Genomic DNA, 18225 nt, shown 5'->3' with positions numbered 1-18225 from the left:
GACCAACACCGCGCTTCCCAGCATCGCCCGGCTCACGGATAATCGCCCGGATTACTACAACGAGCCTGTGAGTCGGTATGAGTGATTCGGTCGTCAAGCCTGAAGTCGAAGGCCTGCGCAAGACGCGCAAGAACAATCCGGAAAAGACCCGCGAGAACATTCTCCAGGCCGCCATCACCGAGTTCGTCCAGCAGGGCCTGGCGGGTGCCCGGGTCGATGCCATCGCCGAGCGCACCGCTACCTCCAAGCGCATGATCTACTACTACTTCGGCAGCAAGGAGCAGTTGTACGTCGAGTGCCTGGTCAAGCTCTACGGCGACATCCGCAAGACCGAGCACAGCCTGGACCTCGACTCGCTGGCGCCCGAGCAGGCGATCCAGCGCCTGGTGGAGTTCACCTTCGACCACCACGCCAATAACGTCGATTTCGTGCGCATCGTCTGCACCGAGAACATCCACTACGGCGAGTACGTCAAGCAGTCGCCGGTGATCCGCGAGATGAGCAGCATGGTGCTCGACGCGCTGGGCAAGATCCTCGCCCGTGGCGTTGCCCAGGGCGTGTTCCGCCCCGGCATCGAAGTGATCGACCTGCATATGCTGATGAGCTCGTTCTGCTTCTACCGGGTGTCCAACCGCCATACCTTTGGCGATATCTTCCAGATCGACCTGTCCGACGAGCAGATCAAGCAACGCCACAAGCAGGTGATCTGCGAGGCGGTGATGCGTTACATCAAGGCCTGAATGCAGGCGCGGGGCAGCCTTGCTCCCTCATTCGTGGGAGCGGGCATGCCCCGCGATGAGCTGTCTGGCGGCTAGAACCTGGCGAAATGCGCCTGCATTCGCGCGGCATCCGCCGGGCGCCCACTGAACAACTCGAACGCCTTGACCGCCTGGAACACCGCCATGGTGCCGCCATCGAGGGTGCGGCAGCCCAGGGCCCGGGCCTGGCGCAACAACTCGGTCTCCAGCGGGAAATAGATGATCTCCGCCACCCAAAGCCGTGGGTGCAGCAACGCCGGCGGCAAGGGGGTGCCCGGCAGCTTGGCCATGCCCACCGGCGTGGTGTTGACCAGGCCATCGGCGCCGGCCAGGGTCTCGCCCAGATCGCTACCGAGCATGGCACGGCCAGCGCCGAAGCGCTGCGTGAGATTGTCCACCAGCGCCTGGGCACGGGCCGGGTCCACCTCGAACAAGTGCAGTTGTTCGACGCCTTCGGCCAACAGCGCATGAGCCACCGCCGCACCCGCGCCTCCCGCGCCCAACTGCACCACGCGCCGTCTGGCCACCCCGGGCAGGCCCCGGCGCAGACCTTCGGCGAAGCCCAGACAGTCGGTGTTGTGGCCGATCCGCCTGCCATCGCGCAGCACCACGGTGTTCACCGCGCCGATACCACGGGCCTCGTCCGACAGTTCGTCGAGCAACGGCAGGATCGCCTGCTTGAACGGGTAGGTGATGTTGAGCCCGCTGAACCCGGTGCATTGGGCCGCGTCGAGCAACGCCGGCAGGGCGCTGTCGTCCAGGCCCAGCTGGTCGGCGTCGATCAGCCGGTACAGGTAGCGCAGCGCCTGGGCGTCGCCTTCGTGTTCGTGCAGCGCCGGCGTGCGCGAAGCCTGGATGCCACGGCCGATGAGGCCGGCAAGGATACCTTGGGCGCTCATGCCGCGTGCTCGCGCAGCTGTTCGCTGAAGTAGCTCAGGGCCATGCGGTAGCCCTGGCTGCCAAGGCCGCAAATGACTCCCACGGCGATGCTGGAGACGAACGACAGGTGGCGGAACGGCTCGCGCTTGTGCACGTTGGACAGGTGCACCTCGATCACCGGCAGCTCGCAGGCCACCAGGGCATCGCGGATGGCCACCGAGGTGTGGGTCCAGGCGGCGGGGTTGATCACGATGCCGTGGCAGCGGCCACGGGCGGCGTGAATCCAGTCGAGCAGCTCGCCTTCGTGGTTGGTCTGGCGGAACTCCAGTTCCAGGCCCAGCTCGCGAGCGCTGCCGGCGCACAGGCTGGCCAGGTCGGCGAGGGTTTCATGGCCGTACTGAGCGGGTTCGCGGGTGCCCAGCAGGTTGAGGTTGGGGCCGTTGAGCACGAGGATTCGGGGTGTCATGGCGGGTATCGCTTTGTTGTTTTTGAATAGCTCGATATTTGTACTATCTGGTTAGTTTCGTCAAATCCCGGAGGGTTGAAAACGGGCGATTATCGAACTCGCGCTGCTGGCCTTGTCGCGGGGCAAGGGGCCAGAAAACACTGCGACCATGCCCGAGCAAAACACTCGGCTAAGCTTGTCCTCCAGGCGCACGGAATGACCAAAACGGGAGAGCACATGAACATCCAAAAAACGCCCAGATGGGCATTGGCGGCCCTCACCCTGGCCCTGGGGCTGCATGCCCACGCCGCCGACAGCAAGCGCGTCGATGTGCTGCTGGTGGGCGGCGGCATCATGAGTTCCACCCTGGCGGTGTGGCTCAACGAGCTGGAGCCGGGTTGGTCGATGCAGATGGTCGAGCGCCTGGACAAGGTGGCCGAGGAAAGCTCCAACGGCTGGAACAACGCCGGCACCGGCCACTCGGCGCTGGCCGAACTCAACTACACGCCGGAGAAGGACGGCAAGATCGACATCAGCAAGGCGGTGGAGATCAACGAGTCGTTCCAGGTCACCCGTCAGTTCCTCGCCTGGCAGGTCAAGCAGGGGGTGCTGAAGAACCCGCGTTCGTTCATCAACACCACCCCGCACATGAGTTTCGTCTGGGGCGACGACAACATCCGCTTCCTCAAGAAGCGCTACGAGGCGTTGCAGGCCAGCCCGCTGTTCAAGCCGATGCAGTATTCCGAGGACCACGCGCAGATTGCCAAATGGGTGCCGCTGATGATGCAAGGGCGCGACCCCAATCAGAAGCTCGCCGTCACCTGGACGCCGATCGGCACCGATGTCAATTTCGGCGAGATCACCCGCCAGTATGTGGGCTACCTGCAGACCCGACCGAACTTCGACCTCAAGCTGTCCAGCGAGGTGCAGGACATTACCCGCAACGACGACGGCAGCTGGCACGTCGAGTACAAGAACCTCAAGGATGGCGGCACCGCGACCACCGACGCCAAGTTCCTGTTCATCGGTGCCGGCGGCGCCGCGTTGCACCTGCTGCAGAAGTCGGGCATCGACGAGGCCAAGGACTACGCCGGCTTCCCGGTGGGCGGCTCGTTCCTGGTCACCGACAACCCGGCCATCGCCCAGCGCCACATGGCCAAGGCCTACGGCATCGCCGCCACCGGCGCGCCGCCCATGTCGGTGCCGCACCTGGACACCCGGGTGCTTGATGGCAAGCGCATGATCCTGTTCGGGCCGTTCGCCACCTTCTCCACCAAGTTCCTCAAGGAGGGCTCGCTGCTTGACCTGTTCGCCAGCATGTCGCTGCACAACACCTGGCCGATGGTGCGGGTCGGGGTGCGCGAGTTCGACCTGGTGCAATACCTGATCGGCCAGTTGATGCAGTCCGATGATGACCGCTTCGCCGCCTTGCAGACCTACTTCCCCGAAGCGAAGAAGGAAGACTGGCGCCTGTGGCAGGCCGGGCAGCGGGTGCAGATCATCAAGAAAGACGACAACCTGGGCGGGGTGCTGAAGCTGGGCACCGAGGTGGTCACCGCCAAGGACGGCAGCATCGCCGGGTTGCTCGGCGCCTCGCCGGGCGCCTCGACCGCGCCGCCGATCATGCTCGATCTGCTGAACAAGGTGTTCAAGGACAAGGTGGCCACGCCTGAGTGGCAGGCGAAGATCAAGCAGATCATCCCGTCCTACGGCATCCGCCTGAACGAGCATCCGGACAAGGTCCAGGAAGAGTGGAGCTACACCAGCGAACTCCTGCAACTGGCATCGCCCAGCGAGGTGGCCGCGCCCTGAGCGGCTGCCCGCTCGCCGGCAAGCCGGCTCCCACAGGACGGCACCAGACTGCAGGGCGGCGCGGTCGGTGTGGGAGCCGGCTTGCCGGCGATGCGTCGCGTCAGCGGCGCTTGGGTTTGCCAGGAACGATAGCCAACCTGCCAGTTTGAACCGGTCTACAGCGGTTGCATCTTTTTTCACCCTCACCGTAAACACCCGAGTGTGCCACTGCTCAACCTCCGGACTGCTCCCACCCGTAGCGTCTGGCCCCGCCTCCATCGCCTGCGCGTAAGCCTGAAAAAACGCCTCCCGACACCCGAGTCTTTCCCCGCCGAACTCCCGATGTTTTTTCCTTTGCCTGTCACCACAAGCTGCGAATGTTGGCCCCGTGGACAGGCCTCAGCCCCTCTGGATCGGGGTATACGGCCTGTGGCCACGGCAATGCGCGACCCACTCAACGTATGAACACGACGATAGGAGATTGCTTCATGTTTAAGCGTACTGTGATCGCCGCCTCCCTGGTGGCTGCTACCCTGGCTTCGGCCCAATCCATGGCTGCTGTTGTCGGTGGCGGCGCCACCCTGCCGGAAAACCTCTACAACGGCACCTCGAGCCTGCCGCGCCTGCTGCCGGCCGACTTCAGCTACACCGGTGTCGGCAGCGGTGGCGGCAAGACGGCGTTCCTGACCAACGCAGCGGCCTCGATCAACCAGCCAGCCGGCACCAACGTCGACTTCGCCGGCAGCGACTCGGTCCTGAGCGCTTCGGAGCTGTCGACCTACAACAGCAGCAAGGCCGCCACCTGGGGCAAGCTGGTGCAGATCCCATCGGTGGGCACCTCCGTTGCCATTCCCTACAAGAAGTCGGGCGTGACCAACCTGCAACTGACCGGCGCCCAGCTGTGTGGCGTGTTCTCCGGTACTACCACCACCTGGGGCCAGCTGCTGGGTACCGCCGACGCCACGCCGATCAAGGTCATCTACCGTTCCGGCAGCAGCGGCACCACCGAGCTGTTGTCGCGCTTCCTGGCTGACTCCTGCCCATCGTCCTTCGTGGTCAGCAGCACCTTCACCACCGCCAACGTCGGCAGCGAACCGGCCACCTGGCAAGCCGTCGCCGGCAGCGCCGACGTGGTCAACGCGGTCAACGCCACCGATGGCACCATCGGCTACGTCAGCCCTGACTTTGTCGCCACCGGCAACAACGCCGTGGTCGCCCGTGTCAGCAAGAACGCCATGGCCGCCGGCACCGCGCCGCTGCCAACCGCCGCCAACGCCCGCACCGCCCTGGGTACCGCTGTCGCCCCGAGCACCGCCGCCGACCGCGCCGACCCAAGCAAGTGGGTGCCGATCTTCAACGCCGGTGGCGTGGTACCGACTTCGGGCTACCCGATCGTCGGCTACACCAACCTGCTGGTCGGCCAGTGCTACCAGACCGCGGCTGATGCCACCGCCATCCGCAGCTTCCTGAATGATCTGTACACCGGTGCCAAGGCCGCCACCATCGCCCAGCACTCCTTCGTCAGCCTGCCGGCCGCCTACGCCGCCGAGATCAAGAAGGTGTTCCTGGACAACGGCTACAACGAAGGCACCAACATCGCCAACGCTTCGGTCTGCAACGGTATCGGCCGTCTGTAAGCGTCACGCGAAGCGCCAGGCCCGCAACGGGCTGACAACCGACGGTGGCCGGCACGGCACCGTCGGTTTTCGCGTGTGCGCGTACCCCAGGCAGATGAACTTTGCATGACAAAGCTTCGGTCCGCGCCCGGGCCGACTGCCTTATGGCAAAGCGGCATCACCGCCGCACCGACCTGCCTTCCATGACCCTGCACAAGGAACCCTGCAATGTCGCGCGGCCAGCACCAGCCAGACCTACCAGCCACCGTCGCCCACCGGCGTCGCCAGCCTGCAGGCCACGCGCCGATGCTGCTCAAGCCCCTGGCCCAGGCCATCGCGTTGCTGTTGCTGTCAGGCACGGCCCAGGCCGCGCAGCCGTTCAGCTCGGCCTGGTTCGCGGCCAAGGGCGCCGCGCCTGCGAGCGGTGGCGGCGCTGCAGGTGGCCAAGTACAGCTGCCCGGCGCGCCGCCACCGCTGGCCCAGCAGCAGCGCCTGCAGCAACGGTTCCAGCGCTCCCTGGGCAACCTCGACAACACCGTGGCCGCCATCGCCGCGCAGCAGGCGGCGCAGGCCGCTGGCCGCACCCTGGCGCAGGTGCAGCCGCAGACCGTGCCCAACGGCCTGGGCGAGGGCGGCCTGAAGGTCGACGAGAACCCGCTGACCAAGGGCTGGCAGAACGCCAAGGCGCCGCAGCAGAGCCAGGTGGGCGGCAAGACCCAGGTGCTGATCGAACAGACCGCCGACAAGGCGATCCTCAACTGGGAGACCTTCAACGTCGGCCGCGATACCACGGTCAAGTTCGACCAGCAGGCGCAGTGGGCAGTGCTCAACCGGGTCAACGACCCCAACGCCCGGCCGAGCCAGATCCACGGCCAGATCGAGGCCCAGGGCACGGTGATGCTGGTCAACCGCAATGGCGTGGTATTCAACGGCAGCAGCCAGGTCAACGTGCGCAACCTGGTGGCGGCGGCGGCGCAGGTCAGCGACGAGCAGTTCCGCGAACGCGGGCTGTATGTCGACAGCAACGGCAGCCAGGCCACCTTCACCCAAGCCGGCGGCAAGGTCGTGGTGCAACGGGGCGCGCAACTGCAGACCCGCGCCCCAGCCACCTCCACCGAGGGCGGCGGCTATGTGCTGCTGTTGGGCAGCGAGGTGAACAACGAAGGCCAGATCATCACACCTCAGGGCCAGGCAACGCTTGCCGCTGGTGACGACTTCTACATCCGCCGGGGCAGGGGCACCCAGGCCAATGCCTTCTCCACCACCCGTGGCAACGAGGTCGCCAGCAGCCTGAAGCTCGGCAGCAGCGCCGGCAGCGTGGTCAACAACGGACTGATCCAGTCGGCGGGCGGTGATATCACCCTGACCGGCCATGCCGTGCGCCAGGACGGCGTGGCCCTGGCCAGCACCACGGTGGATCGGCGCGGTAGCATTCACCTGCTCAACTCGGCCAGTGACGCCAGCGGCACGGTCAGTTTCGGCAAGGGCAGCGTCACTGCCGTACTGCTCGACGACAGTCAGGCCCTGGACAGCCAGCGCGAGGCCTCGCGGCAGAGTGTGGATGGGGTCAGCGGCAACAATGCCACGGGCCGTTTCGACAACCTGAGCAAGGTCATCGACCGCCCCGAGCAGTCGCGGGTGGAGGTGGTCAGCGGCGGCACCGTGCATTTCCAGGAAGGCGCCCTGACCCTGGCCACCGGCGGCCAGGTGGCCGTCAGTGCCGGGCTGCGCAGCCTGGTGGACGATGGCGCGCGCATCGACGTGGCCGGGGCCCTCGGGGTCAAGGTGGCGATGGAAAGCAATGTCATCAAGATCAACGTGCAGGGTAACGAACAGCGCGATGCGGCCGGCAACCGTGACAAGGGCGGCCTGATCAACCGCGATGTGTGGGTGGACGTGCGTGAGCTGGTGCATGTCGAGAAAGGCATCAACGGCTATGCCAGCGAGCGCTGGTACACCGCCGGTGGCCTGCTCGAGGTGGGCGGTTACCTGGGCACGCGCAACCACAGCGTCGGCGAGTGGATGGCCCAGGGCGGCACGGTGACCTTCACCGGCCAGGACCTGGTGACCCGCGCTGGCGCCGAGATCAACCTGTCCGGCGGCACCCTGGCGGTGCAGGACGGCTACATCCGCCAGAGCTGGCTGCGCGGTGAGGACGGCCGCCTTTACGAGCTGTCGAAGGCCCCGGGCGACCTGCTCTACACCGGCCTGTACAACGGCTACGAGGCGCACAGCGCGCGCTGGGACCAGACCCGCACCTTCTACAACCCGCTGATTGCCCCCGGCCAGCGTTACGAGCAGGGTTATACCGTGGGCCGCGACGCCGGCAGCCTGGTGGTGGCGACCCAGAGCGCGCTGCTCGACGGCCAGCTGATCGGCCAGACCTGGCAGGACGAGCGCCAGGTGCAGGCACCGGTACGCGGGCGCGACGGCTATCGCCAGGTGCACACCGCCCGGGCCCAGGGCGCGCAACTGGTGATCGGCCAACAGCTGCCCGGCTACCTCAGCGACGCCAAGGAGCTGGGCTTCAGCCTGACCCCGGTCATGCAGCAGGTGCTGATACGCCAGGGCACCGGGGGGCAGAGCGCCGACGTCGGCCTGCAGGCACCTTTGGACGAGCGGCGCCGTGGCCAGCTGGCACTCGACAGCGACTGGCTCAACGGATTGGAACTGGGTGGTTTGAGCGTTGCCGCCCAGCGGCGCATCGAGGTCGATGATGCCGTGCGTCTGGCCGATGGCGGCAGCCTGACCCTCTATGCCCCGCAGGTCCAGGTCAATGCCGACCTGACCGCCAGGGGCGGGCAGATGGTCCTGGGCGATGTGCTACGCCAGCGTGTTCTCGCCAGCCTGCAGGACCAGGCGCTGGCCACCCCGGCAGGGCTGCGCGCGCAGGTCGGCGTGGCCGCCGGGGTGCGCCTGGATGTCAGCGGTCTGCGCAGCGAGGGCATGGACCCGGGTGAGCACGCCTGGCGCAACGGTGGCAGCCTGAGCCTGCGCAGCAGCGGTGATGTGTTGTTGGACAGCGGCAGCGTGCTGGACGTGTCCGGCGGTGTGGTACGCCGCGAAGCCAACCGCCTGCTCGGTGGCAGTGGCGGCAACCTGACCTTGCAGAGCAGCGCGTTGAACAGCGCCGGGACCGGCCGGATGCGCCTCGACGGCGAACTGCGCGGTTACGGCAGCAGTGGCGCAGGCACCCTGACCGTGGCCGCCGAGCGGGTGAGCGTGGGGGGCAGCGCACAGGGCGAGACCGGCGTGCACCTGGCCGAGGATTTCTTCAACCGTGGTTTCGCGCATTACGCCATCACCGGCAACCATGGCCTGAGTGTGGCCGCCGGCAGCCGTATCGACGTCACCCGGCCGGTGGAGCAGCTCGACGCCAGCCGGCCGCTCGGCGATCCGGCGCTGATCGTGTTGGCGCCGCTGTTGGCGCAGAACGCGGTGGCCGGCAAGCTGGAGCCGCGTGCTGGCGCGAGCCTGGCCCTGGCGGCGGGTGATAGCCGCTTCGACCAGGCGAGCCGTGAAGCGGCGGTGCTCGAGGTCGGGCGCGGCGCGACGATCAGCGTCGACCCCTTGCAGTCCATCAGCTTGACCAGCACCGCGCAGTTGAACCTGAACGGTACCCTCAATGCCTGGGGCGGCAGTGTCAGCCTGCTGCAGCAATGGTTGCCGACCATGGACTCCGGCGTGACGGAAGGGGCGCACCAGCGCTCGATCCGCCTGGGTGACCAGGCCCTGATCGATGTGTCCGGGCGGGCGGTCACCGCCCTGGATGCGCAAGGTCGCCGTTATGGGCGGGTTGACGCTGGCGGCAGCATCGTCATCGGCGGGCAGATCGACCATGACCAGGGCACCAGCAACGGCGCCTACCTGTTCCTGGACATGGCCGATGGCGCTCGCCTGCGCGCCGATGGTGCTCAGGCCACGCTGGATATCCGTGGCCAGGGGCCGTTGGCCATGGCCAGCAACGGTGGGCGCATCAGCCTGGCATCGAGCCACGGGCTACGCCTGAACGGCAGCTTCAGCGCCGCTTCCGGTGGTCTCGGCGCCGCAGGCGGAAGTCTGGAGGTGGCGCTGGATAGCGGTCTCTACCTCAACGGTAGCCTGGTCGACGGAGTCAAGGCTCCCCGCGAGCTGGTCCTTGCCCAGGGCGCGGCCAACGTCGAGGACGGCACGCTGCGCTATGGCCAGGGAAGGCTAGACGTCGCCAGGATCAACGCAGGGGGTTTCGACAGCCTCTCGCTGCTCAGCGACGGCGTGGTGGCGTTCGACGGTGACCTCGACCTGCGCATGGCCCGCAGCCTGCAGCTGTACACCGGCTCGCTGGTGCTGGCCCAAGGGAGCGCCGGCGACGCCCGCGTCCACCTGCAAGCGCCCTACGTGCTGCTTGCCGGCAGCAACCATCGCAGCGCCGACCAGGCGACCCGGCCGACCCTCAAGGGCGGGCTGTCGACGCAAGGCAGCGCGGCGCTGTTGCAGGTCGACGCCCACCTGCTGGACCTGCGTGACGCCGTGACCCTCGGCGCCCATGGCAGCCTGGCGCTGGCCGCCGGTGGCGTATTGGACTTCGACCGCCGTGGTTTTGCCCTTGGCAGCCTGCGCAGTCAAGGCGACCTGCGGGTACTGGGCAAGGTCGGCGAAGGCACCGACAGGACCTTGCTGCGCAGCAATGCCGACCTGGAACTGCTCGCTGCGCAGATCTACCCGACCACCGGCGCCTTCGGCCAGATCGAGACGGGCAGCGACGCCACCTTGCGCATCGGCAGGGCCGGGCAAGGCACACCCGACCAGCCATTCTCGGTGTTCGGCCGGCTGGCGCTGGTCGCCGGCAAGGTCGAGCAGGGCGGTGTGCTGCGCGCGCCCCTGGGCGGGCTGTCACTGGGGCAGGAAACGGGGGGCACCAAGTCCGTCACCCTGCTGCCGGGCAGCATCACCTCGGTCAGCGCGGCAGGGCTGGTCATGCCCTACGGCGGGACGGTGGATGGCCTGAGCTACCTGTTCGGTGGCCAGGCGGTGAAGCTGCTGGGCGCGGCGGGCGACAGCCTGTATGGGGTATCGCTCAACGGCAAGTCCATCGACATCCGCCAGGACGCGCTGATCGATCTGTCCGGAGGCGGCACGCTGACCGGCGCCGGCTTCGTCTCCGGGCGTGGCGGCTCCACCGACGCCCGCTACCATCCGCTGATGCAACTCGATGGCGAGGGCCGCCTGGTCCTGCCCACGCTGGGCAGCAACCCGGTCTACGCCATTGTGCCGAGCTTCACCGGCCCTTATGCGCCTGTGACCGGCGAGGCCGGCGTGACGGCGCCGGGGATCGGCCAGCAGATCACCCTGGATGGCAGCGTTCCTGGCCTGGCGGCGGGCACCTACACCTTGCTGCCGGCCAGCTTTGCGCTGCTGCCGGGGGCGTTCCGGGTCGAGCTCAATGGCCTGGCCATGGCCGGGGGCAGCGCTGCCAGCCTGGCGATGCGCAACGGCTCCTGGACTACCACGGGCAGCCTGTCGGTGGCCAACACCGGTATCCGCCAGCCGCTGTCGAGCCAGGTGATCGTGACCTCGGGCGACGTGCTGCGGCGCTATTCGCAGTACAACGAAACCTCCTACGCCGCCTTCGCCCGTACCGATGCCGTTGCCAAAGGCGTGCCGCGCGCGGCGATCGAGGCCGATGGCAAGTGGCTGAACCTGCGGGTGCAGGGCAACAACGAGGCCGCCAGTACCTTGCGTGTCGCCGGTCGGGTGAACTTCGCCGCCGCCGAAGGCGGTCATGCCGGCAGTGCGGCGGTGTTCGGTGCCCGCGGCCTTGAGGTGGTGGCCGATGGTGGCGCCGGCCAGGCCATTGGTGAGAACATCGCGGTGCTGTCGGCCCGCGAGCTCAATGCCCTGCAGGCACCCCGGCTGACCTTGGGCGGCCGCGCCAATGTGCTCTACGGCCAAGGCGGCAACCAGATGACCTTCCTTGAAGGCACCAGCGATATCTGGGTGCGTTCGGGCGCCGAGCTGCGGGTCGGCGAGGTGTTCCTGACCACCAACGATCCGCGCGGTGGCATCGTCGTCGAGCAGGGGGCCGGTATCGTTACCCTTGGCCGTGGCGCGGTGCCGTTCGATGCCGATGACGGCTACTTCATCAACAGCAACGGCCGTGCCTTGCTGGCGGTGTCCAATGGCCGACTGGAAGTGGTGTCCTCGCCGCTAACCACCAGCGGGGCACCGGGCTCGATTGTCATTGGCGGCTGCAGTGCCGGCGGTTGCCAGGGCACCACCCGGCTGTACTCGGAAGGCTCGTTGTTCGCCGCTACCGACAAGACCTTCAGTCTCGGTGATGGCGTGGCCTTCGGTACCCGCCACCTGGGCCTGTCGGTCGGGCGCATCAACGTCGGTAGCGCCGAGGCGCTGGCCCAGGCCCTGGCCAACGGGGTCCTGGGTCAGGGCCTGACCCTCAACCAGCAGGTGCTCGACCGCCTGCTGCAGGGCAGCCCGTCCGATGGCGTGCCGGCGCTGGAGACCCTGACGCTGGCGGCGTCTGATTCGCTGAACTTCTTCGGCACCACGGCGCTCGACACCTACGACCCGGTAACCGGCAAGAACCGCCTGCAGGCCCTGGTCCTCGGGGTGCCGGCCATCCATGGCAGTGGTCTGGCCGGCGACCAGGCGACCATCCGTACCGAGCGTCTGATCTGGAGCGGTGCCCGCAACACCGCAGGGGCGCCGATCGCGGGTGGGGCCGGCAGTGGCGATGGCGTGTTGGCCATCCGCGTCAAAGACCTGGAATTCGGCTATGGCGCCAACAGCCAGCCCGACGGCAGCGTCGAGATGGCGCGCCAGATCCTGGGCTTCAGCCGCGTGGAACTGCACGCCAGCCACCAGGTGACGGCCAACCACAAAGGCAGCCTGCTGATTCATCACCGCCGTGGCGACTACCAGGCCGGCGGCGGCTTTGCCTACAGCGGTGGCGACCTGCTGGTGGACACGCCGTTGTGGACCGGCACCGCCGGTTCGCTCAACCGCATCGAGGCCGGTGGCACCCTGCGTGTGCAGGGCGGTGCGGGTACGCTGGCCAGCGGTCGTGAGGCGTTGGGGGCCGAGTTGAGTCTCAAGGCGCGACAACTTCTGGTCGATGGCACTTTCAGCCTGCCCAGCGGCCGCCTGACCTTGCAGGCCGTGGACGACCTGCGTCTGGGCGACGCCGCGCGGGTGGACCTGGCCGGGCGCACCCTGACCTTCAATGATGTGACCCAGTACAGCTGGGGCGGCGAGCTGGTGCTCGGCAGCCAGTTCGGCAACATTCACCAGGCCGCCGGCGCGCTGATCGACCTCAGCGCCCGCAACAACCGCGCCGGTCGCCTGAGCGCCATCGCCCTGGGTGAGCAGGGCGGGGGCGTCGAGTTGCTCGGCCGGATTCTTGGTGCGGCCAGCGGCCAGTATGATGCCGCCGGCACTCTGGTCCCGTACGCGGGAGGGGGGGGCGATATCCGCGCCCGGCAGCTGGACGACTTTGCCGGCCTCAACCAGCGCCTGAACCGGGACCAGGTGTTCGGTGCGCGCAGCTTCCAGATCAAGCAGGGCGACCTGGTGATCGGCGACGAGCTCAAGGCCCAGCAGATCAACGTCTCGCTGGACAACGGGCAGCTCACGGTCAACGGCCATGTCGATGCCAGCGGCGAGCAGGTCGGCAGCATCCGCCTGGCCGCCAATCGAGGCCTGACCCTGGGCGCCGGAGCCTTGCTCGACGCCCACGGCAGTGTGCTGCGGGTCGACAGCTACGGCGCGATCATCGATGCGCCGAACCGTGCCGTGGTCGAGCTCAACAGCGGCCAGGGCCAGTTGACCCTGGCCAGCGGCGCGCGCATCGACCTGCGTCACGGCACTGCTTCCTGGCAGGGCGATGGTCGGCCACGGGGCACCCTGGAGCTGATCGCCCCGCGCCTGGGCAGCGATACGGCGGGCGACATCGCCATCGACGTGCGTGGTCCGGTGGACATTCTCGGCGCGCGCTCCATCGCCGTGATCGGCAACCAGCGCTACACCGACGCGGACCCTGGCGGCACCTCGGCCAGTGGCCGGCCGATCCAGGTCATCGACCAGGATTACCTGAACCGCAAGCACGACCTGAGTGTGCTGTTCATCGACAATCTACTGCGCAACCGCGACCTGCTCGATGTGCGCCTGGCCGGGCTGAACAACGCCCGCTACGCCCAGGCCCTGCACCTGCGACCGGGCGTGGAGATCGCCACGGTCGATGCCGGCACCGATCTGGTGGTGCAGGGCGACCTGGACCTGTCCGGCCATCGCTACGCCAGCTTCAACCCGCTGACGCCGAAGACTGCCGTCCACGGTTCGGGCGAGGTGGGCAACCTGGTGTTGCGCGCCGGCGGCAACCTGGAGGTGTATGGCAGCATCAGCGATGGCTTCATGCCGGTGGACCTGGCCAGCGACGAAGCGCGCATGGACGGCAAGGGCTGGTTGCTGCTGCCCGGCAAGCAGCCGTTCGACAGCGACCTGGTGATCCCGCGCAGCGGCGTGGAGCTTGCCGAGGGCACGCAGTTCCCCGAAGGCAGCCTGCTCAATTTCGACCTGCCGTTCGCCGCCACCACCTTGCCGGCCAACCTGCGCCTGCCTAGTGCCATGAGACTGTCGGCGCCGCTGACCCTGCCCGCGGGCACGGTACTCGAGGCTGCGGTACGCGACGCTGGCGGCAACCTGTTGTACGCCGCCGGCACGCTGCTGCGCGAGCCGCTCACCCTGGGTTCGGGCACGCGCCTGGACGCTGGCAGCCGCCTGCCAGTCAGCGTGGCTGTGCAGGGTGGTATCTGGAGCAAGGGCATTGCCCTGCCCAGTGGTGGCCTCACCCAAGGCAGCGCGCTTACCCTGGCCGTGGGCTCGCGGCTGCCGGCGGGCACCGATGTCAAGCTCGCCGCAGGGGTCGACCTGATCGAGCTGCGCCCCGCAAGCAATGGCCAGCAGGGGCGCAACTGGGCGCTGGCGCAGATGTTGCCGGAAGGCTCGCAGTCGTGGTCGATGCGCCTGGTGGCCGGCGCCGACCTGGATGCCGCCGACAGCCGCATCACCCGCGCCGATACCGACGCCGGGGTGCTGCGCCTGGCCGACCTGCACTACATTGCGCAGCAGAAGCGCAGCGGTGGTGGAGCTGGCGGCACCGGCATGCTCTGGGGGCCGGACAACACCTATGGCATGGAGCCCGGTACCCCGGTGGCCCCCGAGGACCTGGCGCTGTGCGACATCGCCGGTTGGTGCGAGCCGGCGGTGAAGACCATCAAGGTGTGGGGCCCCGACAACACCTACGGCATGGAACCGGGCACGCCGGTGGCGCCCGAGGACCTCGTGATGTGCGACATCGCCGGCTGGTGCGTGGACCAGACGCTGGGGGGCAAGAAAATCTGGGTCTGGGGGCCGGACAACACCTATGGCATGGAGCCCGGCACCCCGGTGGCCGACGCCGACATGGAGTTGTGCTCGATCCCCGGCTGGTGCGTGGAGATCGACGCGCCGACCGAGCCCGAGCGTATCGAGGTCACGCCGCAGACCCTGATGTTCAGCGTGCTGCGTACCGGAACCGGCGATCTGGACCTGCTCAGCGCCGGTGACTGGCGCATGGATTCGCTGTTCGGCGTCTACACCGCCGGCACCCAGGCCCCGTCGTTGCTGCGTGGCGGCAGCGATCCTTACCAGGTCGCCCGTGGCCGGCTGGCCGACGGCAGCCTGCTCGGCGGCGCCGGCACGGCCTATGAAGCGTTGACTGCCAGCCTGTACCGCGCCTGGTATCCGGAGCAGGGCGGCAACCTGCGGATCGCCGCCGGAGGCGACCTGACGGGCAACCTGGTGGCGACCAGGACCGGCAGCGCCGTCGCCAGGCCGCAAGTGGCATCGGCCGCGGTGGGCAACTGGCTATGGCGCCAGGGACAGCCCAGCGCCGATACCCCGGCGGCCTGGTGGGTCAATTTCGGTACCTTCGCCCAGCAGCCCCAGGCCACGGTGGCCGAACCTTGGCTGGTGGGTTTCACCGGCATCGGCACCCTGGGCGGTGGCAACCTGGACGTCGGCGTGGGTGGCTCGGCAGGCTTGCTGCAGGCCAGCAACAGCGCGGGCGTGGAGGCCGAGCGCAGTCAGGGCTTGAACCTGGTGGTCGGCGGCAGCGGCCGCATCACCGAGGATGGTCGCCTGGTGCAGACCGGCGGCGGCGACCTGAACCTGCGGGTGGCCGGCGGCATCAACCCGGCATCCGCGGCCCTGGATATGGCGCGGGTCACCCCCGACCTGGGCGGTACGCTGGTCAACCTGCGCGGTGCCCTGAATGTCCAGGCGGGCAGCGTCGGGGTGGTCAGGCAGGTGTATGGCAGCAGCTTCGCCTTCAATGACAGCAGCGAGTCGCGCGCCTACGACCCGTATACCTCGACCAAGGCCGCGGCGCTGGGTGGCCTGACGCTCATGCCCGGCGATGCCGCCGTGCGCCTGGACAGTCGGGGCGACCTGGTCGTGCAGGGTGTCGGTGATCCGGGCCGGGTGCCGCAGTTCAACATGACCGGCTTCCTCGGCGACAACGGTGTGCGCTATACCGGGCAGGGCAGCAGTTGGTTCTCGCTGTGGCGCGAGACCACCGCCGTGGACCTGCTGGCCTTGGGCGGCAATATCACGCCGGTCAACATCGACGACGCCCGGCCAGGGCGCAACCTGCCGCTCTACGGCGGGCGGCTGTTCTACCCGACGGCGCTGCGTGTGTCGGCGGCCAATGGCAGCCTGTACTACGGCAGTTCGGCCAGTGAGCGGGGCGTCGCGACATCAGCGTACTCGCTGATGACCGCCCCGTCTGCGCGCAGCGCCCTGCAACTGATCGCGGGTGATTCGATCTATGCCGGTGGCTATGTGATCAGCCAGACCGGCACCGACACGTCAGCCATCGCCACGCCGCAGCGACCAGCCATGTTGGGCCAGGACTTCTCGTTCGTGTACCGGGCCGGCAACCTGAGCGGGGACGTTGCCGCCAGCCTGGATACGGCGCCGTTGTTCACCTATGGGGTGAACACCTACAGGGCCGGACAGCGACCGCAGGCGCCTGCGCGCTTCTACGCCTTGACGGGGGACATCCTCGGCTTGAACACCGGCGAGATCATTGAATACCAGCGGACCGGGCTCAAGCTGTACCAGGGCGCTGGGCCGGTGCGGGTGATGGCCGGGCGCGATATCGTCAATGCCGGCAAGGCGCTGGGGACTGAGCGTTTCGGGGCGACGGCCATGGTGGCGGGGGATCAGGGCAACATCCATTCTTCAGGCAACCTCATCATCCATGGTGACGCGTTGGATGTCTCGCTGATCAGCGCCGGCCGCGACATTCGCTTGAGTACCTTCAATGTCGCTGGCCCCGGTCAGCTGGAGGTGATCGCCGGGGGCAACCTGTTCCAGTCCGGTCAGGGCGTGGGCTCGGCTTATCAGGAGGCGGCGATCAACAGTGTCGGTCGGGTCGATGGCAGCGGTGGCGGTAACGACGGCGCGGCCATCGCCATCGTTGTCGGCGCCGGCAAGACCGGGCCGGACTATACCCGCCTGCTCAAGCGTTACCTGGGCCCGGAGCAGACCCCGACGGACCAGCCGTTCAAGGTCTACGATCAGGAGCTGCAGGCCTGGCTGCGCGAACGCTTCGGCTTCACCGGCGACAACGCCGCAAGCCGTGCCTATTTCGCCGCCTTGCCCGCCGAGCAGCAGCGCATCTTTGCCCGGCAGGTCTACTTCAGCGAGCTGCGCGAAGGCGGGCGCGAGTACAACGACGTCAACGGCCCGCGTACCGGCAGCTACCTGCGCGGTCGCCAGGCGATCGCCGCACTGTTCCCCGACAAGGACGTGGCCGGCAATCCGATCCGCTACGCCGGCAGCGCCACCTTCTACGGCGGAGCGGGCATCCACACCGATTTCGGCGGCGGCATCCAGGTGCTGACCCCGGGTGGCCAGCAGGTATTTGGCATCGAGGGCGAAGCGCCGCCGTCCACCGCCGGGGTGATCACCCAGGGCAGCGGCGACATCCAGCTGTACTCCCAGGGCAGCATCCTGCTCGGCCAGAGCCGGATCATGACCACCTTCGGCGGCTCGATCCTCGGCTGGTCGGCCCAGGGCGACATCAACGCCGGTCGCGGCTCGAAGACCACCGTGGTGTACACGCCGCCCAAGCGCACCTACGACCTGTGGGGCAACGTCGGCCTGGCGCCGAGCGTGCCGAGCACCGGTGCCGGTATTGCCACGCTCAACCCGATCGCCGAGGTGGCGCCGGGGGATATCGACCTGATCGCGCCATTGGGCACCATCGATGCCGGCGAGGCGGGGATCCGCGTGTCGGGCAACGTCAACATCGCCGCGCTGCAGGTGGTCAACGCCGCCAACATCCAGGTGCAGGGCGATGCCAAGGGCATGCCGGTGGTGGCCTCGGTGAATACCGGGGCGATCGCTTCGGCCAGCGCCGCAGCGTCGTCGGCGAGCCAGGCGGCCGAGGAGGCGGGCCGCCAGCAACAGGCCGCGTCGCGCCAGCGCCAGCCATCGGTGATCACCGTGCAGGTGCTGGGCTTCGGTGGCGAGCGGCTGGTGCCGGGGCAGGACGGGGCGAGCCTCAACCCGCAGTACAACCGTCAGAGCCCGGTGCAGGTGCTGGGCGCGGGGGCGCTGGATGAGCGGGCCAAGGCGCAATTGACCGAGGAGGAGCGGGGCAATCTGTTGCTGTGAGGGGCCGCGCTACGGCCCC

The 18225-nt window shown here is 68.1% G+C and carries 6 protein-coding genes; 4 read left to right on the top strand and 2 right to left on the bottom strand.

Annotated features, from left to right (window positions below; genetic code table 11):
• Nucleotides 1–77: 77 nt before the first annotated feature.
• On the top strand, nucleotides 78–740 hold the full coding sequence (locus AAHK21_RS02760; RefSeq protein WP_038705885.1) for a TetR/AcrR family transcriptional regulator: 663 nt from the start codon (nucleotides 78–80) through the stop codon (nucleotides 738–740).
• Nucleotides 741–811: 71 nt separating this feature from the next.
• Here the strand turns inward: AAHK21_RS02760 and AAHK21_RS02755 are convergent, their stop codons facing one another.
• Both AAHK21_RS02755 and aroQ read right to left on the bottom strand, forming a co-directional pair.
• Nucleotides 812–1657 carry a shikimate dehydrogenase gene (locus AAHK21_RS02755; protein ID WP_367856338.1) on the bottom strand — a complete coding sequence of 282 codons (846 nt, stop codon included), beginning with the start codon at nucleotides 1655–1657 and terminating at the stop codon, nucleotides 812–814.
• Nucleotides 1654–2103, bottom strand: a complete 450-nt coding sequence (aroQ, locus tag AAHK21_RS02750) for a type II 3-dehydroquinate dehydratase (RefSeq protein WP_367856337.1) — start codon at nucleotides 2101–2103, stop codon at nucleotides 1654–1656. The genes AAHK21_RS02755 and aroQ overlap by 4 nt, the downstream gene beginning before the upstream one ends.
• 216 nt (nucleotides 2104–2319) lie before the next feature.
• On the opposite strand from aroQ, the gene mqo reads away from it, so the two are divergent.
• The 3 genes from mqo (at nucleotide 2320) to AAHK21_RS02735 (ending at nucleotide 18206) form a co-directional block, all read left to right on the top strand.
• A complete protein-coding gene (gene mqo, locus AAHK21_RS02745; RefSeq protein WP_367856336.1) occupies nucleotides 2320–3894 on the top strand; it encodes a malate dehydrogenase (quinone) in 1575 nt (524 codons plus the stop codon).
• A gap of 467 nt (nucleotides 3895–4361) precedes the next feature.
• Nucleotides 4362–5510: a substrate-binding domain-containing protein gene (locus tag AAHK21_RS02740; protein ID WP_367856335.1), complete on the top strand. Its 1149-nt coding sequence runs from the start codon at nucleotides 4362–4364 to the stop codon at nucleotides 5508–5510.
• A gap of 207 nt (nucleotides 5511–5717) precedes the next feature.
• Nucleotides 5718–18206 (top strand): filamentous haemagglutinin family protein, encoded by a 12489-nt coding sequence (locus AAHK21_RS02735; RefSeq protein ID WP_367856334.1) that lies wholly within the window; start codon nucleotides 5718–5720, stop codon nucleotides 18204–18206.
• Nucleotides 18207–18225 lie beyond the last annotated feature (19 nt).

This window comes from Pseudomonas sp. TE50-2, assembly GCF_040813665.1.
Lineage (GTDB): Bacteria > Pseudomonadota > Gammaproteobacteria > Pseudomonadales > Pseudomonadaceae > Aquipseudomonas > Aquipseudomonas soli.
The sequence above is the reverse complement of the archived record's forward strand: the minus strand, read 5'-3'. Positions and strand labels throughout refer to the sequence as shown.

What these genes read in the sequence shown, in the direction of transcription:
- AAHK21_RS02760 (WP_038705885.1), top strand. Translation starts at nt 78, where the DNA reads ATGAGTGATTCGGTCGTCAAGCCTGAAGTCGAAGGCCTGCGCAAGACG.
- AAHK21_RS02755 (WP_367856338.1), bottom strand. Translation starts at nt 1,657, where the DNA reads ATGAGCGCCCAAGGTATCCTTGCCGGCCTCATCGGCCGTGGCATCCAG.
- aroQ (WP_367856337.1), bottom strand. Translation starts at nt 2,103, where the DNA reads ATGACACCCCGAATCCTCGTGCTCAACGGCCCCAACCTCAACCTGCTG.
- mqo (WP_367856336.1), top strand. Translation starts at nt 2,320, where the DNA reads ATGAACATCCAAAAAACGCCCAGATGGGCATTGGCGGCCCTCACCCTG.
- AAHK21_RS02740 (WP_367856335.1), top strand. Translation starts at nt 4,362, where the DNA reads ATGTTTAAGCGTACTGTGATCGCCGCCTCCCTGGTGGCTGCTACCCTG.
- AAHK21_RS02735 (WP_367856334.1), top strand. Translation starts at nt 5,718, where the DNA reads ATGTCGCGCGGCCAGCACCAGCCAGACCTACCAGCCACCGTCGCCCAC.